The organism is Acinetobacter sp. 22512 (assembly GCF_052044755.1).
GTDB classification, from domain to species: Bacteria; Pseudomonadota; Gammaproteobacteria; order Pseudomonadales; family Moraxellaceae; genus Acinetobacter; species Acinetobacter pittii.
In genome coordinates this window covers 25,803-51,350 of record NZ_JBQENP010000004.1, presented here as the reverse complement: position 1 = coordinate 51,350, position 25,548 = coordinate 25,803, and the positions used below count along the sequence as shown (strand labels likewise).

At 37.6% G+C, this 25,548-nt stretch carries 14 protein-coding genes and 2 tRNA genes; 6 read left to right on the top strand and 10 right to left on the bottom strand.

Annotation, left to right across the window (positions count from 1 at the left end; translation table 11 throughout):
* Window positions 1-33: 33 nt before the first annotated feature.
* A complete protein-coding gene (locus tag ACTJJG_RS05925; protein WP_032057440.1) occupies window positions 34-996 on the bottom strand; it encodes an MBL fold metallo-hydrolase in 963 nt (320 codons plus the stop codon).
* A 106-nt stretch (window positions 997-1,102) separates the two neighbouring features.
* Here ACTJJG_RS05925 and ACTJJG_RS05920 point away from each other — a divergent pair, with 106 nt between their 5' ends.
* The gene (locus tag ACTJJG_RS05920; protein ID WP_032057438.1) at window positions 1,103-1,477 is read left to right on the top strand and encodes a diacylglycerol kinase; all 375 of its coding nucleotides are present in this window, start codon (window positions 1,103-1,105) and stop codon (window positions 1,475-1,477) included.
* A gap of 173 nt (window positions 1,478-1,650) precedes the next feature.
* Here the strand turns inward: ACTJJG_RS05920 and groL are convergent, their stop codons facing one another.
* The 5 genes from groL to ACTJJG_RS05895 all read right to left on the bottom strand — a co-directional run bounded on the left by groL (window position 1,651) and on the right by ACTJJG_RS05895 (window position 15,673).
* A complete protein-coding gene (gene groL / locus ACTJJG_RS05915) occupies window positions 1,651-3,285 on the bottom strand; it encodes a chaperonin GroEL (RefSeq protein WP_002120607.1) in 1,635 nt (544 codons plus the stop codon).
* A 58-nt stretch (window positions 3,286-3,343) separates the two neighbouring features.
* Window positions 3,344-3,634, bottom strand: coding sequence for a co-chaperone GroES (locus ACTJJG_RS05910; RefSeq protein ID WP_002120604.1), 291 nt, complete (start codon window positions 3,632-3,634; stop codon window positions 3,344-3,346).
* Between the two features lie 240 nt (window positions 3,635-3,874).
* Window positions 3,875-13,693 (bottom strand): biofilm-associated Ig-like repeat protein Blp1, encoded by a 9,819-nt coding sequence (gene blp1, locus ACTJJG_RS05905; protein WP_440608915.1) that lies wholly within the window; start codon window positions 13,691-13,693, stop codon window positions 3,875-3,877.
* A 302-nt stretch (window positions 13,694-13,995) separates the two neighbouring features.
* Window positions 13,996-14,754, bottom strand: a complete 759-nt coding sequence (locus ACTJJG_RS05900; RefSeq protein ID WP_032057436.1) for a metallophosphoesterase family protein — start codon at window positions 14,752-14,754, stop codon at window positions 13,996-13,998.
* Window positions 14,735-15,673, bottom strand: a complete 939-nt coding sequence (locus tag ACTJJG_RS05895) for a diacylglycerol/lipid kinase family protein (RefSeq protein ID WP_032057435.1) — start codon at window positions 15,671-15,673, stop codon at window positions 14,735-14,737. The genes ACTJJG_RS05900 and ACTJJG_RS05895 overlap by 20 nt, the downstream gene beginning before the upstream one ends.
* Before the next feature lie 391 nt (window positions 15,674-16,064).
* Here ACTJJG_RS05895 and ACTJJG_RS05890 point away from each other — a divergent pair, with 391 nt between their 5' ends.
* On the top strand, window positions 16,065-17,897 hold the full coding sequence (locus ACTJJG_RS05890) for a phosphoenolpyruvate carboxykinase (GTP) (RefSeq protein ID WP_002115528.1): 1,833 nt from the start codon (window positions 16,065-16,067) through the stop codon (window positions 17,895-17,897).
* 41 nt (window positions 17,898-17,938) lie between these two features.
* Here the strand turns inward: ACTJJG_RS05890 and glpD are convergent, their stop codons facing one another.
* The gene (glpD, locus tag ACTJJG_RS05885) at window positions 17,939-19,456 is read right to left on the bottom strand and encodes a glycerol-3-phosphate dehydrogenase (protein ID WP_032057433.1); all 1,518 of its coding nucleotides are present in this window, start codon (window positions 19,454-19,456) and stop codon (window positions 17,939-17,941) included.
* A gap of 154 nt (window positions 19,457-19,610) precedes the next feature.
* Window positions 19,611-21,119 carry a glycerol kinase GlpK gene (gene glpK, locus ACTJJG_RS05880; RefSeq protein WP_372552787.1) on the bottom strand — a complete coding sequence of 503 codons (1,509 nt, stop codon included), beginning with the start codon at window positions 21,117-21,119 and terminating at the stop codon, window positions 19,611-19,613.
* Window positions 21,120-21,492: 373 nt separating this feature from the next.
* On the opposite strand from glpK, the gene ACTJJG_RS05875 reads away from it, so the two are divergent.
* Window positions 21,493-22,824 (top strand): MFS transporter, encoded by a 1,332-nt coding sequence (locus ACTJJG_RS05875; RefSeq protein ID WP_005803945.1) that lies wholly within the window; start codon window positions 21,493-21,495, stop codon window positions 22,822-22,824.
* 117 nt (window positions 22,825-22,941) lie between these two features.
* On the top strand, window positions 22,942-23,364 hold the full coding sequence (locus ACTJJG_RS05870) for a hypothetical protein (RefSeq protein ID WP_032057430.1): 423 nt from the start codon (window positions 22,942-22,944) through the stop codon (window positions 23,362-23,364).
* 23 nt (window positions 23,365-23,387) lie between these two features.
* On the opposite strand, the gene ACTJJG_RS05865 is transcribed toward ACTJJG_RS05870, so the two are convergent.
* Window positions 23,388-24,056: a class I SAM-dependent methyltransferase gene (locus tag ACTJJG_RS05865; RefSeq protein ID WP_372552786.1), complete on the bottom strand. Its 669-nt coding sequence runs from the start codon at window positions 24,054-24,056 to the stop codon at window positions 23,388-23,390.
* Between the two features lie 256 nt (window positions 24,057-24,312).
* Window positions 24,313-25,161 (bottom strand): bifunctional methylenetetrahydrofolate dehydrogenase/methenyltetrahydrofolate cyclohydrolase FolD, encoded by an 849-nt coding sequence (folD, locus tag ACTJJG_RS05860; RefSeq protein WP_002115552.1) that lies wholly within the window; start codon window positions 25,159-25,161, stop codon window positions 24,313-24,315.
* Window positions 25,162-25,313: 152 nt separating this feature from the next.
* On the opposite strand from folD, the gene ACTJJG_RS05855 reads away from it, so the two are divergent.
* Window positions 25,314-25,387 (top strand) — tRNA-Cys (locus ACTJJG_RS05855).
* 11 nt (window positions 25,388-25,398) lie between these two features.
* Window positions 25,399-25,484 (top strand) — tRNA-Leu (locus ACTJJG_RS05850).
* The last annotated feature ends 64 nt before the right edge of the window (window positions 25,485-25,548 follow it).

Here is a 25,548-nt window from a genome sequence, read left to right as displayed (position 1 = left end):
ATAAAAAAACAGGGCAATAAATGCCCTGTTTTTTTATTTCTCTACAACATTATCAAAATAAAGTGGGATCCACTGATATTGCTCAGCATTTACTTTATAAACATGGCCAATGCCCGGAAATGGTAAATGTGGTGCGGCAACCCATTGTTGGTTATTTGAAATTTCAGCAAACATTTTTAGACGGGTATTAATTGCCTGCTCAGAATTCACATCAAAATCTACCCCAGTTTTTGGAGCATCAAATTGCAATGAATGTGAGTGGACAATGTCTCCAACAAAAATGATTTGCTGATCATTACTTTTTAAGCGGAAGCTATGATGACCTGGTGTATGACCACGAGTATCGATTACCTCAAAACCTTGAATGACGTCGCCATCTTTAAATGTCTTGAATGCTTTTTTTACTTGGTATGGAGCAAGAGCAGTTTTTACGTTTTTAACAGTGCCCAAATAATTTTCTTTTTTGTCTGCTGGCACTGTTTTTTCAGAAGCTGGATTTAACCAGTAATCAGCTTCACGCTCATGTGCATATACAGTTGCATTTGGAAATACAGCTTTTCCATTTTGAGCAATACCACACACATGGTCTGGGTGTAGATGAGTAAGTAAAACATTTTTTACATCAGCAAGCTTATAACCTGCCAATTCAATATTTTTTGCAATCGAGCCCAGTTGCGGGCCAAAACAACTTGCTGCACCACTGTCTACAAGCGTTAAGCTTTTTCCATCATCAACTAAAAATGCATTTACCGAGGTTTGAATCCCTTTTTCATTAACAGCAGCATATTTCGTTAAGATTTTAGTTTTCTGGGCCTGATTTAAGTTTTTGAATAAATCAGGATTTAAATAAATCGTACCATCAAGCAATGAGGTTACACGATAGTTTCCAAATTGATGGTGATAATATCCTGGTACTTGCGGGGTTGCTGTTGGCTCAGCATAACTTGCATGGATACTTCCAATTGCAAGGCCCAACGCTACACATAATTTTTTCATCTTTTCTTCTCTATTGAGTTATAAAGTCGAAATCTTTAAAAAAGATTTAATAATTTTTTAAGACCCAAATTATATAATGCATGAAAAGTGTCAGAAATATAAGTATATGAATAGCTATTCTCCCTATAAGGGTAAAAGCGGTCTTAAGCGCATATTAAATGCAACGGGCTACTCTATTTCAGGATTTAAAGCAGCCTATAAAAATGAGGCAGCTTTTCGTCAAATTGTTTTGATTAATATTATTTTGATTCCGGCTAGTTTTTTTCTTGATGTGAGCCGTAGTGAACATGTATTACTGATTATTGTATGTCTTTTTGCAATGATCGTTGAGCTATTCAACTCTGCTATTGAGGCTGTGGTTGACCGAGTCTCACTTGAAAAACATCAGCTTTCTAAAAATGCAAAAGATATGGGAAGTGCTGCCCAATTTGTTGCACTCTCTATCATTGCTATTACATGGTTAATTATTTTATTAGGTTAAAAAAAACCATGCCTACAAGTAAATAAGCATGGTTGTAACAAAAGAGGAACTTCTAGCTGCTGTTCCTGTTTTTAATATAAATAATGGAACTTAATTATTTCTTAAAATTACGTGAAAAATAAAAAAATCCCTGCATAAGCAGGGATTTTTTTGGTTAAAGCGTTGATGCGTTATTACATCATGCCGCCCATACCACCCATACCGCCCATATCTGGAACAGCTGGTTTATCTTCAGGAATGTCAGTAATCATACATTCTGTAGTTAACATTAAGCCAGCAACAGAAGCTGCATGCTCAAGTGCAGAGCGAGTTACTTTAGCTGGGTCAAGGATACCCATTTCTAACATATCGCCATATTCACCAGTTGCAGCGTTGTAACCAAAGTTACCTTCACCACCTTTAACTGCATTGATCACTACAGATGGCTCATCACCAGCGTTTGCAACGATTTGACGAAGTGGAGCTTCGATCGCACGACGTAAAATGTTGATACCTGCTGTTTGGTCTTCATTAGCGCCTTTTAAGCCATCTAATGCATTAACCGCACGTACTAGAGCAACACCACCACCAGCAACAACACCTTCTTCAACTGCTGCACGAGTTGCATGAAGCGCGTCATCTACACGGTCTTTCTTCTCTTTCATTTCAACTTCAGTCGCTGCACCGATTTTAATTACAGCAACACCGCCTGCTAATTTAGCAACGCGTTCTTGTAATTTTTCACGGTCATATTCTGAAGTAGATTCTTCAATTTGAGCACGGATTTGTTGAACACGCTCAGCAATACCAGCAGCATCACCAGCACCATCAACAATAACAGTGTTTTCTTTAGACACAGTGATCTTGTGCGCAGTACCCAAATCTTGAAGAGTTGCTTGCTCTAAAGACATACCAACTTCTTCAGAAATAACAGTTGCACCAGTCAAGATTGCGATATCTTGAAGCATTGCTTTACGGCGGTCACCGAAACCAGGAGCTTTAACAGCACACACTTTAATAATACCGCGCATGTTGTTTACAACAAGTGTAGCAAGCGCTTCACCTTCAACATCTTCAGCGATGATAAGAAGTGGTTTACCAGTTTTTGCAACTGCTTCTAAAACAGAAATCAATTCACGGATGTTGCTGATTTTCTTGTCAACAAGAAGAATGAACGGATTTTCAAGTTCAGCAGTTAAAGTATCTTGTTTGTTTGCGAAGTACGGAGAGATATAACCACGGTCAAACTGCATACCTTCTACAACGTCTAAAGCGTCTTCGAAGCCAGAACCTTCTTCTACAGTAATTACGCCTTCTTTACCTACTTTTTCCATCGCTTGAGCGATAAGTTTACCAACAGTAGTATCAGAGTTAGCAGAGATAGAACCTACTTGCTCGATCGCTTTGAAATCGTCAGCTGGTTTTGCATTTGAACGGATATTTTCAACTACAGTTTTTACTGCGATATCAATACCACGTTTTAAATCCATTGGGTTCATACCTGCAGTTACAGATTTGATCCCTTCATTTAAAATTGCTTGAGCAAGTACAGTTGCAGTTGTCGTACCGTCACCAGCGATGTCGTTAGTTTTGCTAGAAACTTCACGAACAAGTTGAGCACCCATGTTTTCAAACTTGTCTTTTAATGAAATTTCTTTAGCAACAGTTACACCGTCTTTAGTAATGTGCGGAGCACCGAAAGAACGATCGATAACAACGTTACGTCCTTTAGGGCCTAAAGTCACTTTAACCGCATCTGCAAGTACGTTTACACCTGCAATCATTTTTGAACGCGCTGAATCACCAAATTTTACGTCTTTAGCTGACATATTAAACTCCGAATCTTTTTAAATACTGAATCTGATAATGAATTGAGTTATGGATTGATTAGCCTTCCAACACAGCTAAAATGTCTGACTCTTTCATGATTAAGAGTTCTTCACCACTTACTTTCACTGTTGTACCTGCATAAGTACCAAACAATACTTTGTCACCAACTTTAACATCCAAAGCACGTACGCCATTCTCAGTGATTTGACCATTACCTACTGCAATTACTTCACCTTGAGATGGTTTTTCAGCAGCAGAACCTGGAAGTAAAATACCACCAGCAGTTTTGGTTTCTTCTTCTACGCGACGAATTACAACGCGATCATGTAATGGACGAATGTTGCTCATAATTAACTCCATCAGACTAAGTCTTTTTGATTAATCGTTATTGCTTTAATCCAGAGCAATAACAAAATATTTAGATGTCACTTTTGTGGGGATGAAAAAAAAGGCTTCAAGGGGAAAATGAAAAAAAACTTATCTTTTTTGGTCATTTTTTAACAAGTTGTGAAGAGTTTTTATTAAATTTAAAGCACAAAATAAAAGAGGCTATTTTCATAGCCTCTTTTATAAAGATAAATATTAATGTTAAACAAAGAGTTGCTGGTTATTTAACAATTCATCTAATGTTGTATTTACCTGATTTAAAGTTATCAATGAAACACTACTAAACATTGTACCTTCACCATCTCGGTCAAGACTAATAGTCGTGTTTCCAGCATCTTGCTCTACAGTAATAAATTTCGCTAATGTGCTCACGTCTTTAGAATAGTCAATTAATAGTTCACTTAAATCGATTTTGTCTGCTTGAGTATCAGTTCTTACATCACCTAAAGTAAAATCTAACACCGTATCATGTCCATTCCCACCAGTCGCATCTTGGCTATTTAGCAATTGGAACAGTATGGAATCAGTACCTTCATTAGTCATATAGGTATCGTTACCTTCACGCCCATTCAAAACGTTATTACCAGAGTTACCTGTTAAAAGATTATCTAAAGCATTGCCTGTTGCATTTAGATGAGCAGAACCAACCAACTCCAAGTCTTCAACATAACGACCACTTTCTAGACCTGTCGACCAATCAGAATATCCAATCAGACTATAACTCACAGAGCTAATTATTTTATCGTGTCCACCAAAATCAACATCTCGATAGCCTGATTCAACAAGTTGGTTCTCCCAATAACCGCTTTCTACGAAAACATCTTGATAGTGGCTAGTATCTACCCAAACATCTTCATAATGACTTGTATCAACATAAACGTCTTCATAATGACTAGTATCAACCCAGCCTTCTTCTGAACGTATATAGGTCAATTCATAACCTTCTTGCCATTGTCCATTCGCAAAATCATAATATTGTTGTTCATATCGACCATAATCGCTATCTGCCATGCCATTATCAATATAAGTTATACCATTCTGATTTTGATAAACATTTTGTACAGTTGAATAACCACTTGTGACCAATTGGGAATCATAATAACCATCAACAAACCATATCTGTTCGTAATGACCTTCAGTGACCCATTCTGGATATGTATAGCTATTATCAATCCAGACATCTTTATATATTGCATACGGCTCAACAATATATTCTTGAACAAAATCAATTATATGATCAACTATATAAGTATTATCAGCAGAATCACCTTTAAACTGATCAACAGTGATTGTAGTTAAATCACTAATTGCTTTATTGATAGTTTCACTACGATTTCCAGCACGATCAATAACAGTAAGATCAAATGATGTTGCATTCTCATACATATAAACAGAGAAAGTTCCATCAACCATAACCGTCGTACTTATTACAGAAGTTACAGAAGATTCTTGATCAGCAAAATGATATATAACTTCAAGGATAGCTCTACTTTCTGCATGTCCCGTGAGCTCTCCCAATCCATTTATGGCAAGTTGTGTGGCTACATTCGGTACTGTTGTATCATTCGTAGCAACAATCGTTGAGCCCACACTTATATTTTGATTGGCATCAACTACTTTTACTGTCAATGTTTCACCATGCCAATATTGTGACCATAATTGCACCCAGAAAGTACCACTACTTCCCACAGTAGTCTGACCAACTAAATTATTATTAGCATCGAAAATATTAACAGTTGAATATGCTTCAGCCTCCCCAGAAAGTATATTTCCTTCTTCCAATACAAGTTGTGTTGCTGCATTTGGCGCAACGATGTCTATCGGTGCCTTAATTTCTGTATAAACGCTTTGATACCCATTATGTTCCACAACAACACGTAAAGTTTGTCCATTCACCTGAGGTGAGTATAACTGGATATTAAAATATCCAGTTTCATCTACAGAACCACCGCCAATATAATCACTATACACATCAAAAATATGCATCTCACTATTTGGTGTAGCAGTTCCCTCAATGAAGAAACCATTTTCAGATAAAACAACATGATCTGCTGATGGTGGTGCATTAGTATCTGCAGTAAAAGTAAAATTAAATGGCGTACTTATATTTTTAGCTAAATCCGTTGCCGTGATAAATAATTGCTCTCCACGTAATACAGGTGGATACATACCAACATTGAAATATCCAGCTTCCTCCATTTGAAATTCTGCTCGTAAATCTCCATCCGCATCTATTACTTTAATAATTACTTTTGAATCAGCATGTCCAGTTATCTCATGACCGTCGTTACTAATCGCTACCTCATTAATCACTGGAGCAATATTGTCTAATGGCGCAATAAGTTCAGTGATTGGGCTGTATTGATATGTATTCTGGTCATAAACTCGAATTAGTAACGTCTGTCCATGTAGATAATAGCTATTTAACTTAATAGCAAAACTACCATCTTCATTAACTATACTGCTCCATTCTCCATTAATGATCTGACCATCAGTAGATGTGACAACAATCGTCATTCCTGCTGTCGCCTTACCTGTAAGAATATGGCCATTTACATCCAATTTTAGCTCTGTTGCAGCAATTGGTGAGTTGGTAAATAAAGGTACTATTTCATGAACAACTTCACTGCGGTTACCAGCTTTATCTTTGACAACAATACTTAAATTTTGTGTCTGGTATTGACTCAAATTGATCCATTGATTAAAGACCCCACCATATCCAACATCAGTTGTTATGATAACTGCACCATATTGATCAATAATTTCAATCGTTGCATTTGGCTCAGCCTCACCAAAAAGCAATCCGTCTGAGGTTAATGTAATATGTGAAGCAGCTGATGGTGCAACATCATCAATTAAAGCATTGTGTTTAACCTCAATACTTCGGTTACTTGCTTGATCAATTACAACAAATGTAAGCTCTTCTCCATGTAAATACACTTGATTAAAATAACCTGACACGTTACCAGTACTATCTACATAACCATAACCTACAACCTCACCCGTAGCATTTTTGACTTCAATCCGAGTATTTACTTCTGCTTGCGCTGTAAAGTTTTGACCGTTTGAGTCGAGCACAATATTTTCAATCGGATTTGGCGAGATATCATCCATTAAGGCATTCTGCTTGACCTCTGTACTGCGGTTACCAGCTCGATCAACTACAACAAAAGTAAGCTCCTCTCCATGTAAATACACTTGATAGAAGTAACCAGAAACATTACCCATGTTATCGGTTGAACCAGATCCTACCACCTCACCAACAGCATTTTTAACTTCGATTCGACTATCTGCTTCCGCTTGCGCTGTAAAGTTCTGTCCATTGATATCAAATATAATATTTTCGATTGGATTCGGTGCAATATCATCAGTTAAAGCATTTTGCTTAAATTCAATACTTTGATTACCTGCTTTATCTATAACAATAAAAGTGAGTTCCTCACCTTTTAAATAAACTTGATTCAAGTAACCTGACACATTACCAGTGCTATCGACATAACCATAACCGACAAACTCACCAGCAGCATTTTTGACACCAATAAAACTATTAGCTTCTGCTTGTGCTGTAAAATTTTGTCCATTTTCATTAAAGATGATGTTTTCAATCGGCTTTGGTGCAATGGTATCCATCAAAGCATTTAACTTCATTTCATCACTACGGTTACCTACTCGGTCTATAACAACGAACGTTAATTCTTCTCCATGTAAATACACTTGATAGAAGTAACCCGTCACATTACCAGTGCTGTCGGTAGAGCCCCAACCTATCTGGCTACCAAATGAGTCAAAAATTTCAATCTGACTATTTGCTTCCGCTTGTGCTGTAAAGTTTTGACCGTTCGCATTAAGTACAATATTTTTAATCGGATTTGGGGCAATATCATCAAGCGGCGCCTTAACTGAAACAGCTTCACTCACATTTCCAGCAAGGTCTTTAACAATGACTGTAAATTCTTCACCATGTAAATTGTAGTTACCTAGAGAAATGTTGAATGTACCATCAGCGTTTACACTCTGATTCCAGGTATTCACTTGCTGACCATTTTGGTCAAAAATCTGGATGAAGGTATTCGGCTCAGCCACACCAGAAAGGGACGAACCATCTTCATTGAATGTAAGATTACTTGCAGCTACAGGAGCAATATCATCAAGCGGTGCTTTTACAGTAACCCCGTCACTCAAATTACCAGCCTGATCAACTACAACTACTTTAAATACTTCTCCATGCATGTAGTTACTATTTAAATAGAGGTTAAATGTTCCATCCCAATTAACATTATTATTCCAAAGATTTAATAATTGACCATTCTGATCAATTATTTGAATCGTAGAATTGGGCTCAGCCATACCAGTTAGATATGAACCATCTTCGCTAAATACTAAATTAGTCGCATTTTCTGGTGCCGTATTATCAAGAAAGGCTGTTTGTTTTACTTCAACACTACGATTACCAGCTTGATCAATCACAACAAAAGTGAGCTCCTCACCTTTTAAATAAACTTGATTCAAGTAACCCGAGACATTACCATCACCATCCACATAACCAAAACCTACAACCTCACCCACAGTATTTTTAACTTCAACTTTGCTATTTGCTTCTGCTTGCGCTGTAAAGTTTTGACCATTTTCATTAAAGATAATGTTTTCAATCACGTTCGGAGCAATGTCATCAATCAAGGCATTCTGCTTGACCTCTGTACTGCGGTTCCCCGCTTTGTCAACTACAACAAAAGTGAGTTCTTCACCATGTAAATAGACCTGATAGAAGTAACCAGAAGCATTACCCATGCTATCGGTTGAACCAGATCCTATGACTTCACCAGCAGCATTTTTGACTTCAATTTGAGTGTTTGCTTCTGCCTGAGCTGTAAAGTTCTGTCCGTTCGCATCAAGTACAATATTTTCAATTGAATTTGGTGCAATATCATCAGTTAAAGCGTTTTGCTTGATCTCTGCACTACGGTTACCAGCTCGGTCAACGACAACAAAAGTAAGTTCTTCTCCATGTAAATAGACTTGATATAAATAACCTGACACATTACCAGCGCCATCTACATAACCTGAACCTATGACCTCACCTGCAGCATTTTTGACTTCAATTTGAGTGTTTGCTTCTGCTTGCGCCGTAAAGTTTTGACCGTTTGAGTCGAATACAATATTTTCAATCGGATTTGGAGCAATATTATCAATCAAGGCATTCTGCTTAACTTCTGTACTACGGTTACCCGCTCGGTCAACGACAACAAAAGTAAGCTCTTCGCCATGTAAATAGACCTGATACAAGTAACCAGAAACATTGCCTGTGCTATCTGCTGATCCATAACCAATAATGTCACCATTGGTATTTTTAATTTCAATCTGACTATTTGCTTCAGCCTGAGCTGTAAAGCTCTGTCCATTGATATCTAATACAATATTTTCAATCGGATTTGGTGCGATATCATCAGTTAAAGCACTCTGCTTGACCTCTGCACTACGGTTACCCGCTCGGTCAACTACAACAAAAGTAAGTTCCTCACCATGTAAGTAAACTTGCGGGAAATAACCAAATACATTACCTAAGCTATCGGTATAACTAGTAGTAATCTTATTTCCAGCCTGATCTAATATTTCAATAGAGCTTCCAGCTTCTGCCTGAGCTGTAAAGCTTTGGCCATCTTCGTTGAAGATGATATTTGCAATCGGATTTGGTGCAATGGTATCAATTAAAGCATTTTGCTTAAATTCGATACTACGGTTACCAACTCGATCTATGACAACAAAAGTAAGCTCTTCACCATGTAAATAGATTTGATTGAAAAAGCCTGAGACATTACCAGCACTATCTGTAGAGCCCCAACCCGTCTGATTACCTAATGAATCAAAAACTTCAATCTGACTATTTGCTTCTGCTTGTGCTGTAAAGTTTTGACCGTTTGCATCAAGTAAAATATTTTTAATTGGATCCGGTGCAATATCATCAAGTGGAGCATTTATTGAAACAGCTTCACTCACATTTCCAGCTTGGTCTTTAACTGTGACCGTGAATGCCTCTCCATGTAAATTATTGCTACCTAAGAAAATAGTAAATGTACCATCTGAGTTTATGGTGTTATTCCATATATTCACGAGCTGACCATTATGATCAAAAACCTGAATCGTAGTATTCAGTTCTGCTACGCCTGTAAGATATGAACCATCTTCTGAGAAAACTAAATTGCTGGCTGGTGTAGGAGCAACCGTATCAGCGGTAATTACAGTATCGGTGCTTACTTGCCCACGAGCATCCTTAATTGATAAGAACAACTGCTCACCATTAACAAGAAGGCGGTCAAGCTGGAGTTTAAAATAACTTGATCCATTCCAACCGTTATCTTCACCGACTTTAATTTCAGCTACGACTTCACCTTTGGCATCTTTAACAATAAGAGTACTATTATTTTCAGCTTGTCCACTTATCACTCCGTCCGAAGTAAAGCTATCTACATGGGGGGCAAAAGCATAATTAGGCGCCTGTATCTGCGCTGCTAAACTTACATTTCCATTCACATCGGTAGCCGTGACATAAACCGTCTCAGCATTAGTTAAAAACATACCTAGTTCTATCGAAAAACTTCCACTCTCATCAGTCCAGTTATTCCAGAACCATTTATTAAGAATGTTTCCTTGCCCATCTTTAACTAAAATTTCAGAGAAAGGTTCTGCATGGCCATAAACTAAATCACCAGCATCATTGAAATTTAAATCTGTTGGAACAGGTGGAGGAGTCAGATCTACAATGATATTCTGCTCAGGACTCATCAACCCTTTATTATCAATAATTTGAACGGAAATTTGCTCTCCATCAATTAAAGGTCGGTTTACACTCAAGCTAAAATGACTAAATTCATTCCAACTATTGTCATCACCTAATATAACCTTTCCTAATTCATTACCGTCAGCATCACGCACGATTACTGTACTATTATCTTCAGCAAACCCAGAAATTAAGCCTTCTTGTGTAATACGTTCAACATATGGAATATAAGCAAAGTTTGGAACTTCGATTAGGGCTTCACTCGTATTTTGATTTTTATCTACTACTTGTACGGTAACCGACTCACCTTCTTTTAAAAATTGGAATACCTGTAAACTTGCAAAGCCTTGTTCATCGGTAAAACCTGTAGCAATTAAATTGCCCTCTCCAGAAAATGCACGAATAAAGCTGTTCGGCTCATTAACATGTACTGATAAAGTTTCACCACTAATATCAAATTGTGGAGTTTCTAAAAATACTGCTGGAATATAGTCTGCGGTAATATATTGTGGATGGCCTGAAATATTATCTTTATCTGTAGAGATAATAATTTGAGTACCTTCCTCTAAAGGTTGGTTGAGGGTCAAAGTAAATGGTCTGACCTCACCTAATGCCATTACACTAAAAGGCGTAATACCTGAACCCTCAAATGCAATGGAGTTAAACTCTTGTAGAATATTTCCATTCTGATCTTTTACTATAAAATGACTGCCTTCGGTCGCATAACCAGTGATCACACCTTCTGGACTAATTCTTGTAATACTAATAGCAGGAACTTCAGTAACTAGGTTAATTGACGAATTTTCACTGCTGTATCCATTATAAGTAGCGACCGCATAAATTTCTTGATTAGTACTAATAGAAAGGTCTTGTAAAGTAAATTTACCCTCCTCATTAGCTATTGTAGTTGCAAGCCAATCACCATTTTTATTGTAGATATCAACTTTACTTCCTTTATATGCGCTACCTGAAATGATAGCTCCATCTATATTATTGAAAGTTAGTGAATCTAGAGTTGGCGAATTTGGAGTATGATCTACATTATAATTTTGGGTCTGTTTAATAATAGCTGTATTGCCAGCTTGATCAGTAAGACTAATATCAGTTGATATATTGGTTTGCGATTCTTCTGACCACAAAAACTCTGCTGGAATTTCAGTAACCCACTCTTGGGTAACTTCATCAAAATGAAAGTTATAAACAACATTGTTTAATGTCGTATTTACTGAGGTCAGTGAGCTATTTAAGTCTGTTGGTAGATTATCTACGTCCAGTCTTATAGAAATAACTTGATCTTTTTCAACTAAACTTATTATATTGTCTTCAGTAATCGACTTTACAGTTACTGTAGTTGATTCAATATTTAAAGAATTATCTATAATTACCTTTTCCACACCAGTTTCTGATGTGTTACCTGCGAGGTCTGTCACTACAGCTTTATAGAGGTAACTTCCATCAGCTAAATCTTTTTGATCAGCTGTTGTCTCCTGCCAAGTTTTTCCTTCATCGGTAGAGACTTCATAGTGGTCTAATAAAGCAGCTTGCTCTCCGATTACAATCGGTTGAGCTAGCTTCAAAGTAAAATTATTATCTTGCGTAATTTGATCTGTTGCTGAAACACCCGTATCGCTTAAATCAGATAAAGTTAATTCACCTGCTTGCGGCGCTCTTGTATCGACAACAACTTTTTGTATAGCGGTTTCTGATGTATTGCCTGCAACGTCTGTAACTATAGCTTTATATTGGTAAACACCATCGGTTAAATCTTTTTGAGCTACTGTTGTTTCCTGCCATGTCTTTCCTTCATCTTTCGATATCCAGTAAGTAATTTGGCTATTGACTTCTTGTCCACTAATTTTTAAATCAAAAGTTTTATCTTGTGTAATTTGATCAGTTGCCGAAACACCTGTATCACTTAAATCAGATAAAGTCAGTTCACCTACTTGTGGTGCTGTTGTATCGACAACAACTTTTTGTATAGCGGTTTCTGATGTATTGCCTGCAACGTCTGTAACTATAGCTTTATATTGGTAAACACCATCGGTTAAATCTTTTTGAGCTACTGTTGTTTCCTGCCATGTCTTTCCTTCATCTTTCGATATCCAGTAAGTAATTTGGCTATTTACTTCTTGTCCGCTAATCTTTAAATCAAAAGCTTTATCTTGCGTAATTTGATCAGTTGCTGAAATGCCCGTATCAGTCAAAGCAGCTAAAGTCAGTTCACCTGCTTGCGGCGCTGTTGTATCCACAACGACTTTTTGCACACTGGTTTCAGATATGTTGCCTGCAACGTCGGTTACTACAGCTTTAAATTGATAAATACCATCAGCCAAATCTTTTTGATTTACTGTCGTTTCCTGCCATGTCTTTCCTTCATCTTTCGATATCCAGTAAGTAATTTGGCTATTTACTTCTTGTCCGCTAATCTTTAAATCAAAAGCTTTATCTTGCGTAATTTGATCAGTTGCTGAAATGCCCGTATCAGTCAAAGCAGCTAAAGTCAGTTCACCTGCTTGCGGCGCTGTTGTATCCACAACGACTTTTTGCACACTGGTTTCAGATATGTTGCCTGCAACGTCGGTTACTACAGCTTTGTAAAGATAACTTCCATCCACTAAATCTTTTTGAGCGACCGTTGTCTCTTGCCAAGTTTTTCCTTCATCGGTAGAGACCAAATATGTTACTCGGCTTCCACTTTCCTGTCCTTCAAGCTTTAAATTAAAGTTTTTATCTTGAGTAATCTGGTCGGTTGTCGCCCCCCCAGAATCTAAAAAATTATTGAAATTCAAAGTACCTGGCTCAGGAGGCGTCGTATCTTTAGAATCGTTCCGAGACAATAAAGCAATTGTTCCTGCTCCTGCTAAAGCGCTGACTACCCACGACCAGAGGGGTACAGAAGATGAACTATCAATAAGCTTTGGCGTATCTTTTAATTCTAAATAATTAACAGTGGTCTGTCCGCTAGCATCTTCTCCCAGATTAGCAGTCCAATAACTCTGCCCTTCATTTAAAAGAATTTGCGGGTTTTCGTTAATAAAATAGTTTTCTAAAACAATTTCAGTTCCATCTTTTAGATGAACAATTGCACTGTTTCCTTCTCTTGTTATTGAAGAAATTTTTTCTGGATTTATATCGATTTTTGCGACTTCTTTAGGATTTACTACAATATTTTTTGTCTGGCCTACATTAATATCAACTGTATTATTTTTTGAAGCATTATTTGCCATTAATGATACTTGTACCATTTTTCCACCATGAAATTTTAAATATTATTAAGTTATTCTAAAATATTAAGATAAATAGATACTCATTTAATCAAATATTATTAACTATCATAAAATACTAAACCCTTATTGTAGCTACTTTAAATCGCGGCTTTTTATATAGTTAAAAATTTTTATGTATCCATTAATATTATTTTTAAAATGATAAAACATTTAGAATGTTTTCCTATTCCCCATATATAGAATTTAAAGCTTAGGCATTGTAATGGATAAAATTTTATCAATCTACTCTTAAGTTAAATGTCTTATAGAATTTTTATAAATTAAATTAATTGAAAAATCTTTAAATCGTAATTAAACCAATAATGATTAATTTTTCCTTCATTTGAAATGACATTAAAACTATTTGGAACATGATAATGCAAACGGCTAGAAGTTGCTGTTCCTGCATGAATATCATAAATAGGATGATCTATCTTTAACTGATAAATTTGCGTTAAATCATATACAGCAGTTTTATGTAAATGCCCGTGTAACATTCCAAATAGTCCCGTGGTACTCCATTTTTCGAGTGCCATTTTTCCTAATACAGGACAATCTTTAATACCATGCTCATCATCAGGTGGAGTATAAAAAGGTTGATGGAAAACAACTAATTTGATTTTATCCGCTGGCGCTTGCTGTAATCGCTCATATGTAGTTTGAATTTGCTCAATCGAAATATGTCCACGAGTATGATAACGACGGCGAATACTATTCACCCCAACAATATAAAAATGTTCAGTTTCTATAGTTGGTTCAAGCTGGCCAAAAAAATATTGGTAGCGAGTAAATGGTGAGAAAAAACGGTTCCAGATATGGTACAACGGAATATCGTGATTACCAGGCACAACAAGATAAGGAATATTAAGGCTATCTAAAAACTGACGGCATTTATAAAACTGTTGATATCGGGCACGTTGAGTAATATCACCACTCACCACAATGACTTCAGGTCTATGTTGAGTGCAAAAAAGTCGGATTGCATCTAAACATACCTCAACTTCTGTTCCAAAATGCAGATCAGACAGATGTAACAACATTTGGCACCATAATATTTAAAGCATTCTTTTCCACAGAGAAATTTAAAGGCGCTTTCATCTCTAATATTTCACCATCTAAAGCCACTGTAAGTTTTGATCTTTTTGCACAATCTACCACCACATGATCTGCACAAAAACTATAAACATCTTGTGTCTCTTCTACTTTGCCTTGAATCCACTGCCACAACATGTTTAATAAACTAAGCCTATCACTTTTCGTAATCACCACTCCAGCGACCCGACCTTGTGCTGCACATTCGGCAATTCTTAATTTCATATCACACAACTGCAACTGGTTATTACCAAAGAAAATTAGAGGTGTTTTGACTGGATATTTCTTCCCATCTACTGTGATGGAAAGTTTCATGGATTTATTTTCTCTTAATAAAACATCCAAAGCTGATGTATAGGCATGCAAAGGTAAACGCCCTAAGTATTTATTATAAAGCTCACGTTTTTTTATAAATAATGGATAAAGTCCTAGACTTGCATTATTTAAATAAACATGGTCATTAATTGTCGCAATATGTACAGAACGAGTTGTACCTGTAGCGATAACTTCAGCAGCTTCTAACAAATCTAAGGGTATATCTAAAACTTTAGCGACATAATTAAAGGTTCCCAAAGGTAAAATTCCCATAGGAATATGAGTATGTCTAAGCTTTGACGCTACTGCATTTAAGGTTCCATCCCCACCCGCTGCAACAACAACACCTAAATTTGCATTTTGGCTATGCCGATGAATCACTTGACTCATTAAATTATCAAAGGAAACATCTTCTGCTAATTCAAAAACTTGTATTTCAAAACCAAATTCGGTGAACACAGTCATTAACTGTTCATACATATCTTCATGTTTTGATGCATGAAAACCCGACTTTTGGTTATAAATGATAGAGAGAGGTTTTAAAGTCCGCATTTTTATTATCTTAGAGGGATTCATCCTGAATATTGTATATAAAAACGCCTAATAAAAGTCCCTTTATGTAAATTTTGAATGAAGATCATTTGTTTAATCAATAATAATTCTCAAGAAAAAAACAAGAATCAAGACATTGATTTTTAAGGAAATAAATAATATAAATAACACACATACAACATAAAAATATTAAGAATAAGATATTGCAAAAAACTACAAGTTAATGATTTAAATGAGAAAAATATATAAAAGTAAAATATCTATTTCTTAGTCTTTAGTCTTATTTTTTTTATGATTTTGTGCTTTAATACAGCCACTTTTTTATTTGATCTTTCATTGTACCTCTCAATGAATGACTTGTACGTTGTACATATTTTGAATAGGCCTCACCATGACCACAGTGAACGCACCAGAATTCGTTCGTCATCCTAAGCTTATCGCATGGGTTGAAGAAATTGCAAACTTAACCAAACCAGCAAAAATCGAATGGTGTGACGGAAGCGAAGAAGAGTATCAACGTCTAATCGACTTGATGATCGCTAACGGCACCATGCAGAAATTAAACCAAGAAAAACATCCTGGTTCTTATCTTGCAAATTCTGACCCATCTGACGTTGCACGTGTTGAAGACCGTACTTACATCTGCTCTCAAAATAAAGAAGATGCTGGTGCGACAAACAACTGGGAAAACCCAGCTGTTATGCGTGAAAAATTAAATGGTTTATTTGAAGGCTCAATGGAAGGCCGTACCATGTACGTTGTTCCTTTCTCAATGGGTCCTTTAGGTAGCCATATTGCTCATATCGGTATTGAGTTAACTGACTCTCCTTACGTTGCTGTTAGCATGCGTAAAATGGCACGTATGGGTAAAGCCGTTTATGATGTATTAGGTACAGACGGCGAGTTTGTTCCTTGTGTACATACAGTAGGTGCTCCACTTGCTGAAGGTCAACAAGATGTTGCTTGGCCATGTAACCCTGAAAAATATATCGTTCATTACCCAGAAACTCGTGAAATCTGGTCTTTCGGTTCTGGTTACGGCGGTAACGCATTACTTGGCAAAAAATGTTTAGCTCTTCGTATCGCTTCTGTCATGGGACGCGAACAAGGTTGGTTAGCTGAACACATGCTTATTCTTGGTGTAACTAACCCTCAAGGTGAAAAACACTACATCGCTGCAGCATTCCCGTCTGCATGTGGTAAAACAAACTTTGCAATGTTAATTCCACCAGCAGGTTATGAAGGTTGGAAAATCGAAACTGTAGGTGACGATATTGCTTGGATCAAACCAGGTGAAGATGGTCGTTTATATGCGATTAACCCTGAAGCTGGTTTCTTCGGTGTAGCTCCTGGTACAAACACCAAGACTAACCCGAACTGTATGGCAACTCTTCATAAAGATGTTATCTATACAAACGTAGCGGTAACTGAAGATGGTCAAGTATGGTGGGAAGGTCTTTCTAAAGAAGTTCCAACAAACTTAACTAACTGGAAAGGTCAGCCTCACGTAAATGGTGAAAAAGCAGCACATCCAAATGCTCGCTTCACTGTTGCAGCTGGTCAATGCCCTTCTATCGATGCTGACTGGGAAAATCCAGCAGGCGTTCCAATTTCTGCATTTATTTTCGGCGGTCGCCGTGCAGATACAGTTCCTTTAGTTTCTGAAGCTTTCGACTGGGTTGACGGTGTATATAAAGCGGCAACTATGGGTTCTGAAACTACTGCTGCTGCTGTTGGTCAACAAGGTATCGTTCGTCGTGACCCATTCGCGATGCTTCCATTTGCTGGCTATAACATGGCTGACTACTTTGATCACTGGTTAAGCCTTGGTCAACAAGTAAGTACAAAAGCTGAAGCAGCTGGTAATAAATTACCAAAAATCTTTAATGTAAACTGGTTCCGTCGTGATGCTGAAGGCAACTTCGTATGGCCTGGTTTCGGTCAAAACATGCGTGTTCTTGAGTGGATCATTGATCGTTGTGAAGGTCGTGCAAACGCTGTTGAAACACCAATTGGTCTTGTTCCAACATATGACGACTTGAACTGGGAAGGTACTGAATTCTCTAAAGAAGAATTTGACCTAATCACAGCTCAAGATAAAGATCAGTGGATTACTGAAATTGAAAGCCACACTGATTTATTTAATAAACTCGGTGATCGCTTACCAAAAGCATTAAAAGAACGTCAAGCAGCTTTACTTGAAGCTGTAAAAACTGGCTTCTAATTGCTATATATAAAAAAGGTCGCCATGTGCGACCTTTTTTATTATGCGGCATCATCTTTTTGTCGACGCTCAGATAAATAAGCTTCTAATATTTTTACTTGTTTTTCATCAAATGCCAGACCTAGTTTTGTTCTACGCCACAATATATCCTCCGCAGTAGTTGCCCATTCATATTCACATAAGTATTTGACTTCGCATTCAAATAAATCATGTCCAAAATTCTGGCCTAATTGCTCTATTGCATTTCTCTCTCGAACCATATTCCAGACTCTTGTGCCGTATGCATGCGCCCAACGGTTGGTAAGTGACTCAGAAACTCCACTTACACGTGAATGAATCTGATGCGTTAAATCATCTAGTGTTGTCCAGTTTTCAGCGCCAGGTAATGGCTCATCTGCAGTCCACTCCTCTGCCATATCATTAAAAAATGCAGACAGATGATCTAAAGCAGCTTCGGCTAATTTTCGGTAAGTTGTGATCTTGCCACCAAACACAGATAACAAAGGTGCTTTTTTATGTTCAGCCTGTAATGCCAAGGTATAGTCACGTGTAATCACTGAAGGATTATCAGACTCATCATCACATAAAGCACGTACACCCGAGTATTGACTTACAATATCAGCTCGAGTTAACTGCTTTTTAAAATGTGAATTGGCCACTGTTAAGAGGTAATCAATTTCTACCTCTGTGATCTCTACCTTTTGTGGATCACCTATATATTCCTGATCTGTCGTACCAATCAGTGTATATTTTTCTAAATAAGGAATGGCAAACACGATGCGTCGATCTTCGTTTTGCATAATGAAGGCTTTATGGCAGTCATATAATTTTGGTACAACAATATGACTTCCTTGGATCAGCCGAATTCGATAGGGTGATTTTAGCTTCAGATTTTCACTAATAATTTCTTCAACCCAAGGACCTGCCGCATTCACTAAAGCTCGTGCACGTACCTGATAAAACTCTGCTCCGCTTTGTAACTCCAGATGCCACAACTCTTGTTCCCTATAAGCTTTAATACAACGCGTACGTGTTACGACTTTGGCACCTTTCTCTTTGGCCTGTAATGCATTTAACACTACAAGACGTGCATCATCTACAGTACAGTCAGAATATTCAAAGCCACGTGTGATGGCTGGTTTTAAAGGACTATCTTCTTTGAAGTAAATAAGATTTGATCCTAATAGTTTTTCTCGTTTTCCCAAATGATCATAAAAAAACAAGCCCGCCCGAATTAACCACGCAGGACGTAAATGTGGTCGATGAGGCATAATAAAGCGCATGGGTTTAATAATATGTGGAGCTTTAGCCAACAACACTTCACGCTCTGCTAAAGCCTCTCTAACCAGACGAAATTCTTTATGCTCTAAATAACGCAGACCACCATGAATTAATTTGCTGCTAGCAGATGAAGTGTGACTAGCTAAATCATCTTTTTCACATAAAAATACCGATAGTCCACGGCCTGCAGCATCATTAGCGATACCAACACCATTAATACCGCCACCGATCACGGCAATGTCATATATTTTTGAATAATCATTAGGCTGTATTTTCATTTCTCATTTTCTTTTTATTGTTGATCTTATAAAAATTAAAACACCAAATTGAAGAAACAACAATCAAAAAAGTAGAATAATCAATTTTAAATAACCAAGTATTTAACCGTTAATTAATTACCCTACTATTGAATTCAACCAGTTAAAGAACGAATTAATCCTCAGCCCAACTTTGACTACGCTTAACTGCCTTGAGCCACCCTTTATAAATAATTTCTGATTGTTCATAAGACATTTTTGGCTCAAATACCTTTTCTATGGCAGATTTATTTCTTAACTCATGTAGATCTTGCCAGAAACCCGTCGCCAGTCCAGCAAGAAAAGCTGCCCCCAAAGCTGTGGTTTCTTTCATTATTGGACGTTCTACTGGTGTCGCTAAAATATCGGCTTGAAATTGCATCAAGAAATTATTTTCTGTTACTCCGCCATCGACTCTAAGTGTACGAAGCTCTTCTTCTGCATCTTGCTGCATTGCATCTAAAACATCTCGGGTTTGAAAAGCAATAGACTCTAAAGTTGCACGAATAATATGTTCAATACTAGCCCCACGAGTAAGTCCAAAAATAGCTCCACGCGCTGTTGGGTCCCAATATGGTGCGCCTAACCCTGTAAAAGCAGGTACAACATATACACCGTTACAGTCTTTCACACGTGTTGCATAAAGCTCAGAGTCTTTAGCATTCTTAATGACTTTTAATTCATCGCGTAACCACTGAACGCAAGAACCACCATTAAATACGGCACCCTCTAATGCATAGTTCACCTCACCACTCGCACCACATGCAATAGTAGTTAGTAATCCATGTTCTGAACGAACAATCTTCTTACCTGTGTTCATTAATAGAAAACAGCCAGTGCCGTAGGTATTTTTTGCCTGACCAGACTCAACACACATTTGACCAAACAGTGCGGCTTGTTGATCACCTGCGATTCCTGCGATTGGAATACCTACTTCTTGCCCACTAATAGTATGTGTATATCCATAAACCTCAGATGAGCTATGTACTTCGGGTAACATTTCTCGAGGAATCTCTAAAACTTGTAAAAGTTTTTCATCCCATTCTAGCTTTTCGATATCAAACAGCATGGTTCGTGATGCGTTGGTAAAATCAGTCACATGAACAGCACCATTGGTTAGTTTCCAGATTAACCAAGTGTCCACCGTACCGAACAACAACTCTCCTCGCTCAGCACGCTCACGGCTTCCTTCAACATGGTCTAAAATCCATTTAATTTTTGTAGCCGAAAAATACGGATCAATCACCAAACCCGTTGTTTTACGAATGTATTCTTGCCATCCTGCTTTATGCAATTGATTGCATATCTCAGTCGTTTGTCGACTTTGCCAAACAATCGCATTGTAAATCGGCTTGCCCGTTTTTTTATCCCAAACAACTGTGGTTTCCCGCTGATTGGTAATCCCAATTGCTGCAACTTGTTCACTCTTAATACCTGCTTGAGCTAATGCTTCTACCCAAACAGCACTTTGCGTAGCCCAAATTTCCATAGGGTCATGCTCAACCCAGCCAGGCTGAGGATAAATCTGAGTAAATTCTTTTTGAGCAATACTTACAACGTTAGCATCATGGTCTAAAACAATTGCTCTTGAGCTTGTTGTTCCCTGATCAAAAGCAACAATATATTTTTTCGGGCAATTTGACATCTGAATGTCCCTTTCATTATTCACACACATCTAGTCCACAATGCCAAGACATCATGCCTAACTATATTTACTTAAAATTTTCTTTGGAATATATCATTATTTTTAAGGGGTATAGGTTTTCTTCGCCCAAACTCTACTCATTCTTTATCAATTTTTACTACTTGGAAAAAAATAATATGCCAAAGATCCCAACAATATTATAAACGTGAGCTGATCGGCTAATTTGAAATCACATAAATATTCAACTTATTCCTTTGCTTAAATAATAAACATTGTTTTACAGACATAAAAAAAATAAAGTGAAATACTCCTCTAGAAAATATGTAAAAACGGAATAAATCTTCTCTTTTTTAGCATTCAACCCAAGCGAAACATGGAGCGACTCATGGTTGATCAACCTTCTACCGCAACAACTCCACACTCTAATTTAGATACAAAAACTCGTCTAAAATCAATTTTGGGCGGTTCTGCTGGTAACCTTGTCGAATGGTACGACTGGTATGTATATGCCGCATTTACGCTCTATTTTGCTCATGCTTTTTTCCCAAAAGGTAGCCAGACGGCTCAACTCCTTCAAGCGGCCGCAATTTTTGCTGTAGGCTTTTTAATGCGCCCGATCGGTGCATGGATTATGGGAATCTATTCCGACCGTAAAGGACGCAAGGCGGGTCTTACGCTTTCAGTCACTTTAATGTGTATCGGTTCGCTGCTTATTGCCGTGACGCCAAGTTATGAAAGTATTGGTGTATTTGCCCCTCTTCTTTTAGTTGTCGCCCGTTTAATTCAAGGCTTAAGTGTAGGCGGTGAATATGGTGCTAGTGCTACCTATTTAAGTGAAATGGCTGAAAGAAATCGACGTGGTTTTTTCTCTAGCTTCCAATATGTAACATTGATTGCTGGTCAGCTCACAGCCCTATGTGTTCTATTAATATTACAAATGGTATTAACTGAAGAACAATTACATGATTGGGGATGGCGTATTCCATTCTTTATTGGAGCTTTACTTGCTATTGTAGTTTTCCGCATTCGACGTGGCCTATTAGAAACTCAATCTTTTAAAAATGCTCAGGCAGAAACAGACCAGCCTAAATCAGGCATGTTTGCTTTATTTAAACATTATCCGAAAGAAGCGTTCACAGTATTATTTTTAACAGCTGGCGGGACTTTAGCTTTCTATACTTACACGACTTATCTGCAAAAATATTTGGTCAATACTTCTGGATTTACCAAACCTGAAGCCACTCAAATTACAACTTTAGCGCTATTTATTTTTATGTGTCTACAGCCTGTAGCGGGTGCTTTGTCGGATCGCATTGGTCGAAAACCCCTTATGATTTTCTTCGGAATAACAGGTGTTTTATTCACATACGTTTTATTTGATGCACTTGCAAATACACATAATTACTGGACAGCTTTCTGGTTATGTTTTGGGGGGCTCGTAATGGTGACTGGTTATACTTCAATTAATGCCGTAGTTAAAGCTGAGCTTTTCCCTGCACACATTCGCGCTTTAGGTGTTGCATTACCTTACGCAATTGCTAATACGTTATTTGGCGGAACAGCAGAGTTCTTTGCTTTAAGTTTTAAAGAAGCTGGGCATGAATCTTGGTACTTTATTTATGTAAGTATTATGATCTTCATTTCTCTCATTATTTATATTTTTATGAAAGATACCAAGCATCATTCAAAAATCAAAGAACATTAATACTTTACTAATAAGAGCTAATATCGTTCGCCGATGTTAGCTCAAATCATGAGATTAAGCCCCAACAACCTTTGTATTTTATGAGATACTAGCTATAAGAAAATAAGGACGATACTGATGAATAGAAGTATTTTATGCTTGACATTAAGTAGTATGTTTGTTTTAACTGCTTGTCAGACTACCCCTCGACAATATAATGGTTCAACTGGATACCAGATTGAAAACCAAACAAAAACTTCGGCGACTTTAGCTTACACTTTAGCGGGTCGTAATAACCAGCAACTCGATGAACGTAAATTACAACGCGCTTGTCAGAATGTGCTAGGTGCTCAGAAAGTTTATAAATTATCAATTTTGAGTATCAATGAAATTCCTAATCCAGCGAAAGATGAGCATTATGGAATTCAACTCGGCGAAACTCGTGCTTCTTTTGGCTTATCAAATACACCTAGCTTAAATAATGGTGAAGACTATGCGACTCGCCAAGCGCTTGAAGCACGTCCAAGCACGCTAAAAGTTGTTCGTTATACTTGTTCATAAAATAAAAAAAAGACGCTGTTCTTTTACAGCGTCTTATAAAAACTTACATTTCTAAACTCTTTAGCTTCATCCAGATCAGGCCATGTAGAAGCACTTCTTTCTTCAATTTTTTCATATTTGGGATGACTAAAGTTTTTAACACGACTATCAGCCACCCAGACTTCTGGTGCAAACTTTAAAAATTCATCTAAGAAAAAGCGGTTACATTGATCATATAAAACATCAGCTGCTAGCAAAACATCAACTTGCTCAGCCTTATATAAATCATCTAAATATTCTAGCTCAACATTATTAAGTAAAGCGTTTTCGCGGCAAGCATTCAAACTAACTTGATCAATATCACAGCAGATGACTCGTTTCGCTCCTGCCATTTTTGCAGCAATTGCAACTACACCCGAACCCGCTCCAAAATCCAAAACAACTTTATCCTTAACATGGTGCGGCTCTGCAAGTAACCACTGCGCCATCGCCAAACCAGATGCCCAACAAAAAATCCAATACGGCGTATCATTCCAAATACGACGAATAACTTCATCATCTAAGCGATCAGTTGGAAAAACTGGTGGAATCAACCATAAAGAAACAGGCGTTTCTGGTAATTGTTGTACCATCAACTCACAATTGGGAATAACTTCATGTAAGGCTTGAAGTAAATGTTCAGGGGCTTTAGACAGTTGAAAGGTGCAGCTCATCAGATTTCTTTTAATTCATTTTTATAACAAGCATAACAGAGTCATTCCATTATGATTTGAATTTTTAGAATAACCTTCGGTTGGACCTACTTTTCTTTCGGGAAAAGTAGGCAAAACCATTGTCATCCGCAAAACTCGGCAGATACTCTCTAGAATCGAAAGTATCGCAGAAACATTAAATTTTTAACGTATTTCTGCCTCAAACAATTGCGGATGACGGTTACGCGTATCAAATAACAGCCTAGCGTTAATTAAATTAACCTAAAGCTTTTTCAGCAGCTTCTACAGTTTGACGAATCAAAGTTGTAATAGTCATTGGACCAACACCACCCGGTACTGGTGTGTAAGCAGAAGCAATTTCTTCAATACCTTGTAATTGAATATCACCTACACCGCCGCCATCACGAGGATGGAAACCAGCATCTACAACCACTGCACCTTGTTTAATCCAATCTTTTTGGATAAGTTCAGCTTTACCAACTGCACCGACAATAATATCGGCTTGTTTCACAAGCTCAGGTAAGTTTTGTGTGCGTGAATGGCAAATCGTTACTGTTGCATTGGCTTGCAAAAGCATCATTGCCATTGGTTTACCTAAAATTGCAGAACGGCCAACCACAACCGCATGTTTACCAGCAATTTCGATATTGTTTTCTTTTAAAATGGTCATGATGCCAGCAGGAGTCGCTGAACCATATGCCGCTTCACCCATAGCCATACGGCCAAAACCAAGACAGGTTACACCATCAACATCTTTAGCTAATGAGATTGCATCGAAACATGCACGCTCATCAATTTGCTCTGGAACTGGATGTTGTAAAAGAATGCCATGTACATCTGGGTTAGCATTAAGTTTTTCAATTTCAGCTAATAATTGTTCTGTTGTCGTTTCTTGTGGCAATTCAATTTTTAAAGAATCCATGCCTACTCGACGGCAAGCATTTCCTTTCATGCGTACATAAGTTGCAGATGCACCATCATCCCCAACTAAAATAGTCGCCAAAATTGGGGTACGACCTGTTTTAGCTTTTAAAGCTTCAACACGTACTGACAAATTTTCTTCAATTTGCTTTGCTAATGCGCGACCGTCTAAAACCAATGCCACAGCACATCTCCAAGGTAGACATGAATTTAATGTGCCAATAATACATGATTATTTGGACAAATTTATTCTAGATGTTGCTTTTATGTTCATCTTATCTCAAAAGAGTATTGTTTTTTTTGTAAAGGTTGCTAATATGTGCATCACCAAATGTAGGCGGGGTGGCAGAGTGGTCATGCAGCGGACTGCAACTCCGTGGACGCCGGTTCGATTCCGACCTCCGCCTCCAAATTTGGTAAAGCCCGGGTGGTGAAATAGGTAGACACAGGGGATTTAAAATCCCCCGCCCACAAAGCGTGCCGGTTCGAGTCCGGCCCCGGGCACCATTTTCTAGTATAGAAATTGGTGTCATAAAGAATCCAGCGAAAGCTGGTTTTTTTATGTCTAAAA

Bases quoted from the DNA above. Each gene is read 5' to 3' on its own strand.
- ACTJJG_RS05895 (WP_032057435.1), bottom strand. From the start codon at position 15,673: ATGCGGACTTTAAAACCTCTCTCTATCATTTATAACCAAAAGTCGGGT.
- ACTJJG_RS05920 (WP_032057438.1), top strand. From the start codon at position 1,103: ATGAATAGCTATTCTCCCTATAAGGGTAAAAGCGGTCTTAAGCGCATA.
- ACTJJG_RS05925 (WP_032057440.1), bottom strand. From the start codon at position 996: ATGAAAAAATTATGTGTAGCGTTGGGCCTTGCAATTGGAAGTATCCAT.
- groL (WP_002120607.1), bottom strand. From the start codon at position 3,285: ATGTCAGCTAAAGACGTAAAATTTGGTGATTCAGCGCGTTCAAAAATG.
- glpK (WP_372552787.1), bottom strand. From the start codon at position 21,119: ATGTCAAATTGCCCGAAAAAATATATTGTTGCTTTTGATCAGGGAACA.
- ACTJJG_RS05890 (WP_002115528.1), top strand. From the start codon at position 16,065: ATGACCACAGTGAACGCACCAGAATTCGTTCGTCATCCTAAGCTTATC.
- glpD (WP_032057433.1), bottom strand. From the start codon at position 19,456: ATGAAAATACAGCCTAATGATTATTCAAAAATATATGACATTGCCGTG.
- ACTJJG_RS05900 (WP_032057436.1), bottom strand. From the start codon at position 14,754: ATGTTGTTACATCTGTCTGATCTGCATTTTGGAACAGAAGTTGAGGTA.
- ACTJJG_RS05865 (WP_372552786.1), bottom strand. From the start codon at position 24,056: ATGAGCTGCACCTTTCAACTGTCTAAAGCCCCTGAACATTTACTTCAA.
- ACTJJG_RS05910 (WP_002120604.1), bottom strand. From the start codon at position 3,634: ATGAGCAACATTCGTCCATTACATGATCGCGTTGTAATTCGTCGCGTA.
- blp1 (WP_440608915.1), bottom strand. From the start codon at position 13,693: ATGGTACAAGTATCATTAATGGCAAATAATGCTTCAAAAAATAATACA.
- ACTJJG_RS05870 (WP_032057430.1), top strand. From the start codon at position 22,942: ATGAATAGAAGTATTTTATGCTTGACATTAAGTAGTATGTTTGTTTTA.
- ACTJJG_RS05875 (WP_005803945.1), top strand. From the start codon at position 21,493: ATGGAGCGACTCATGGTTGATCAACCTTCTACCGCAACAACTCCACAC.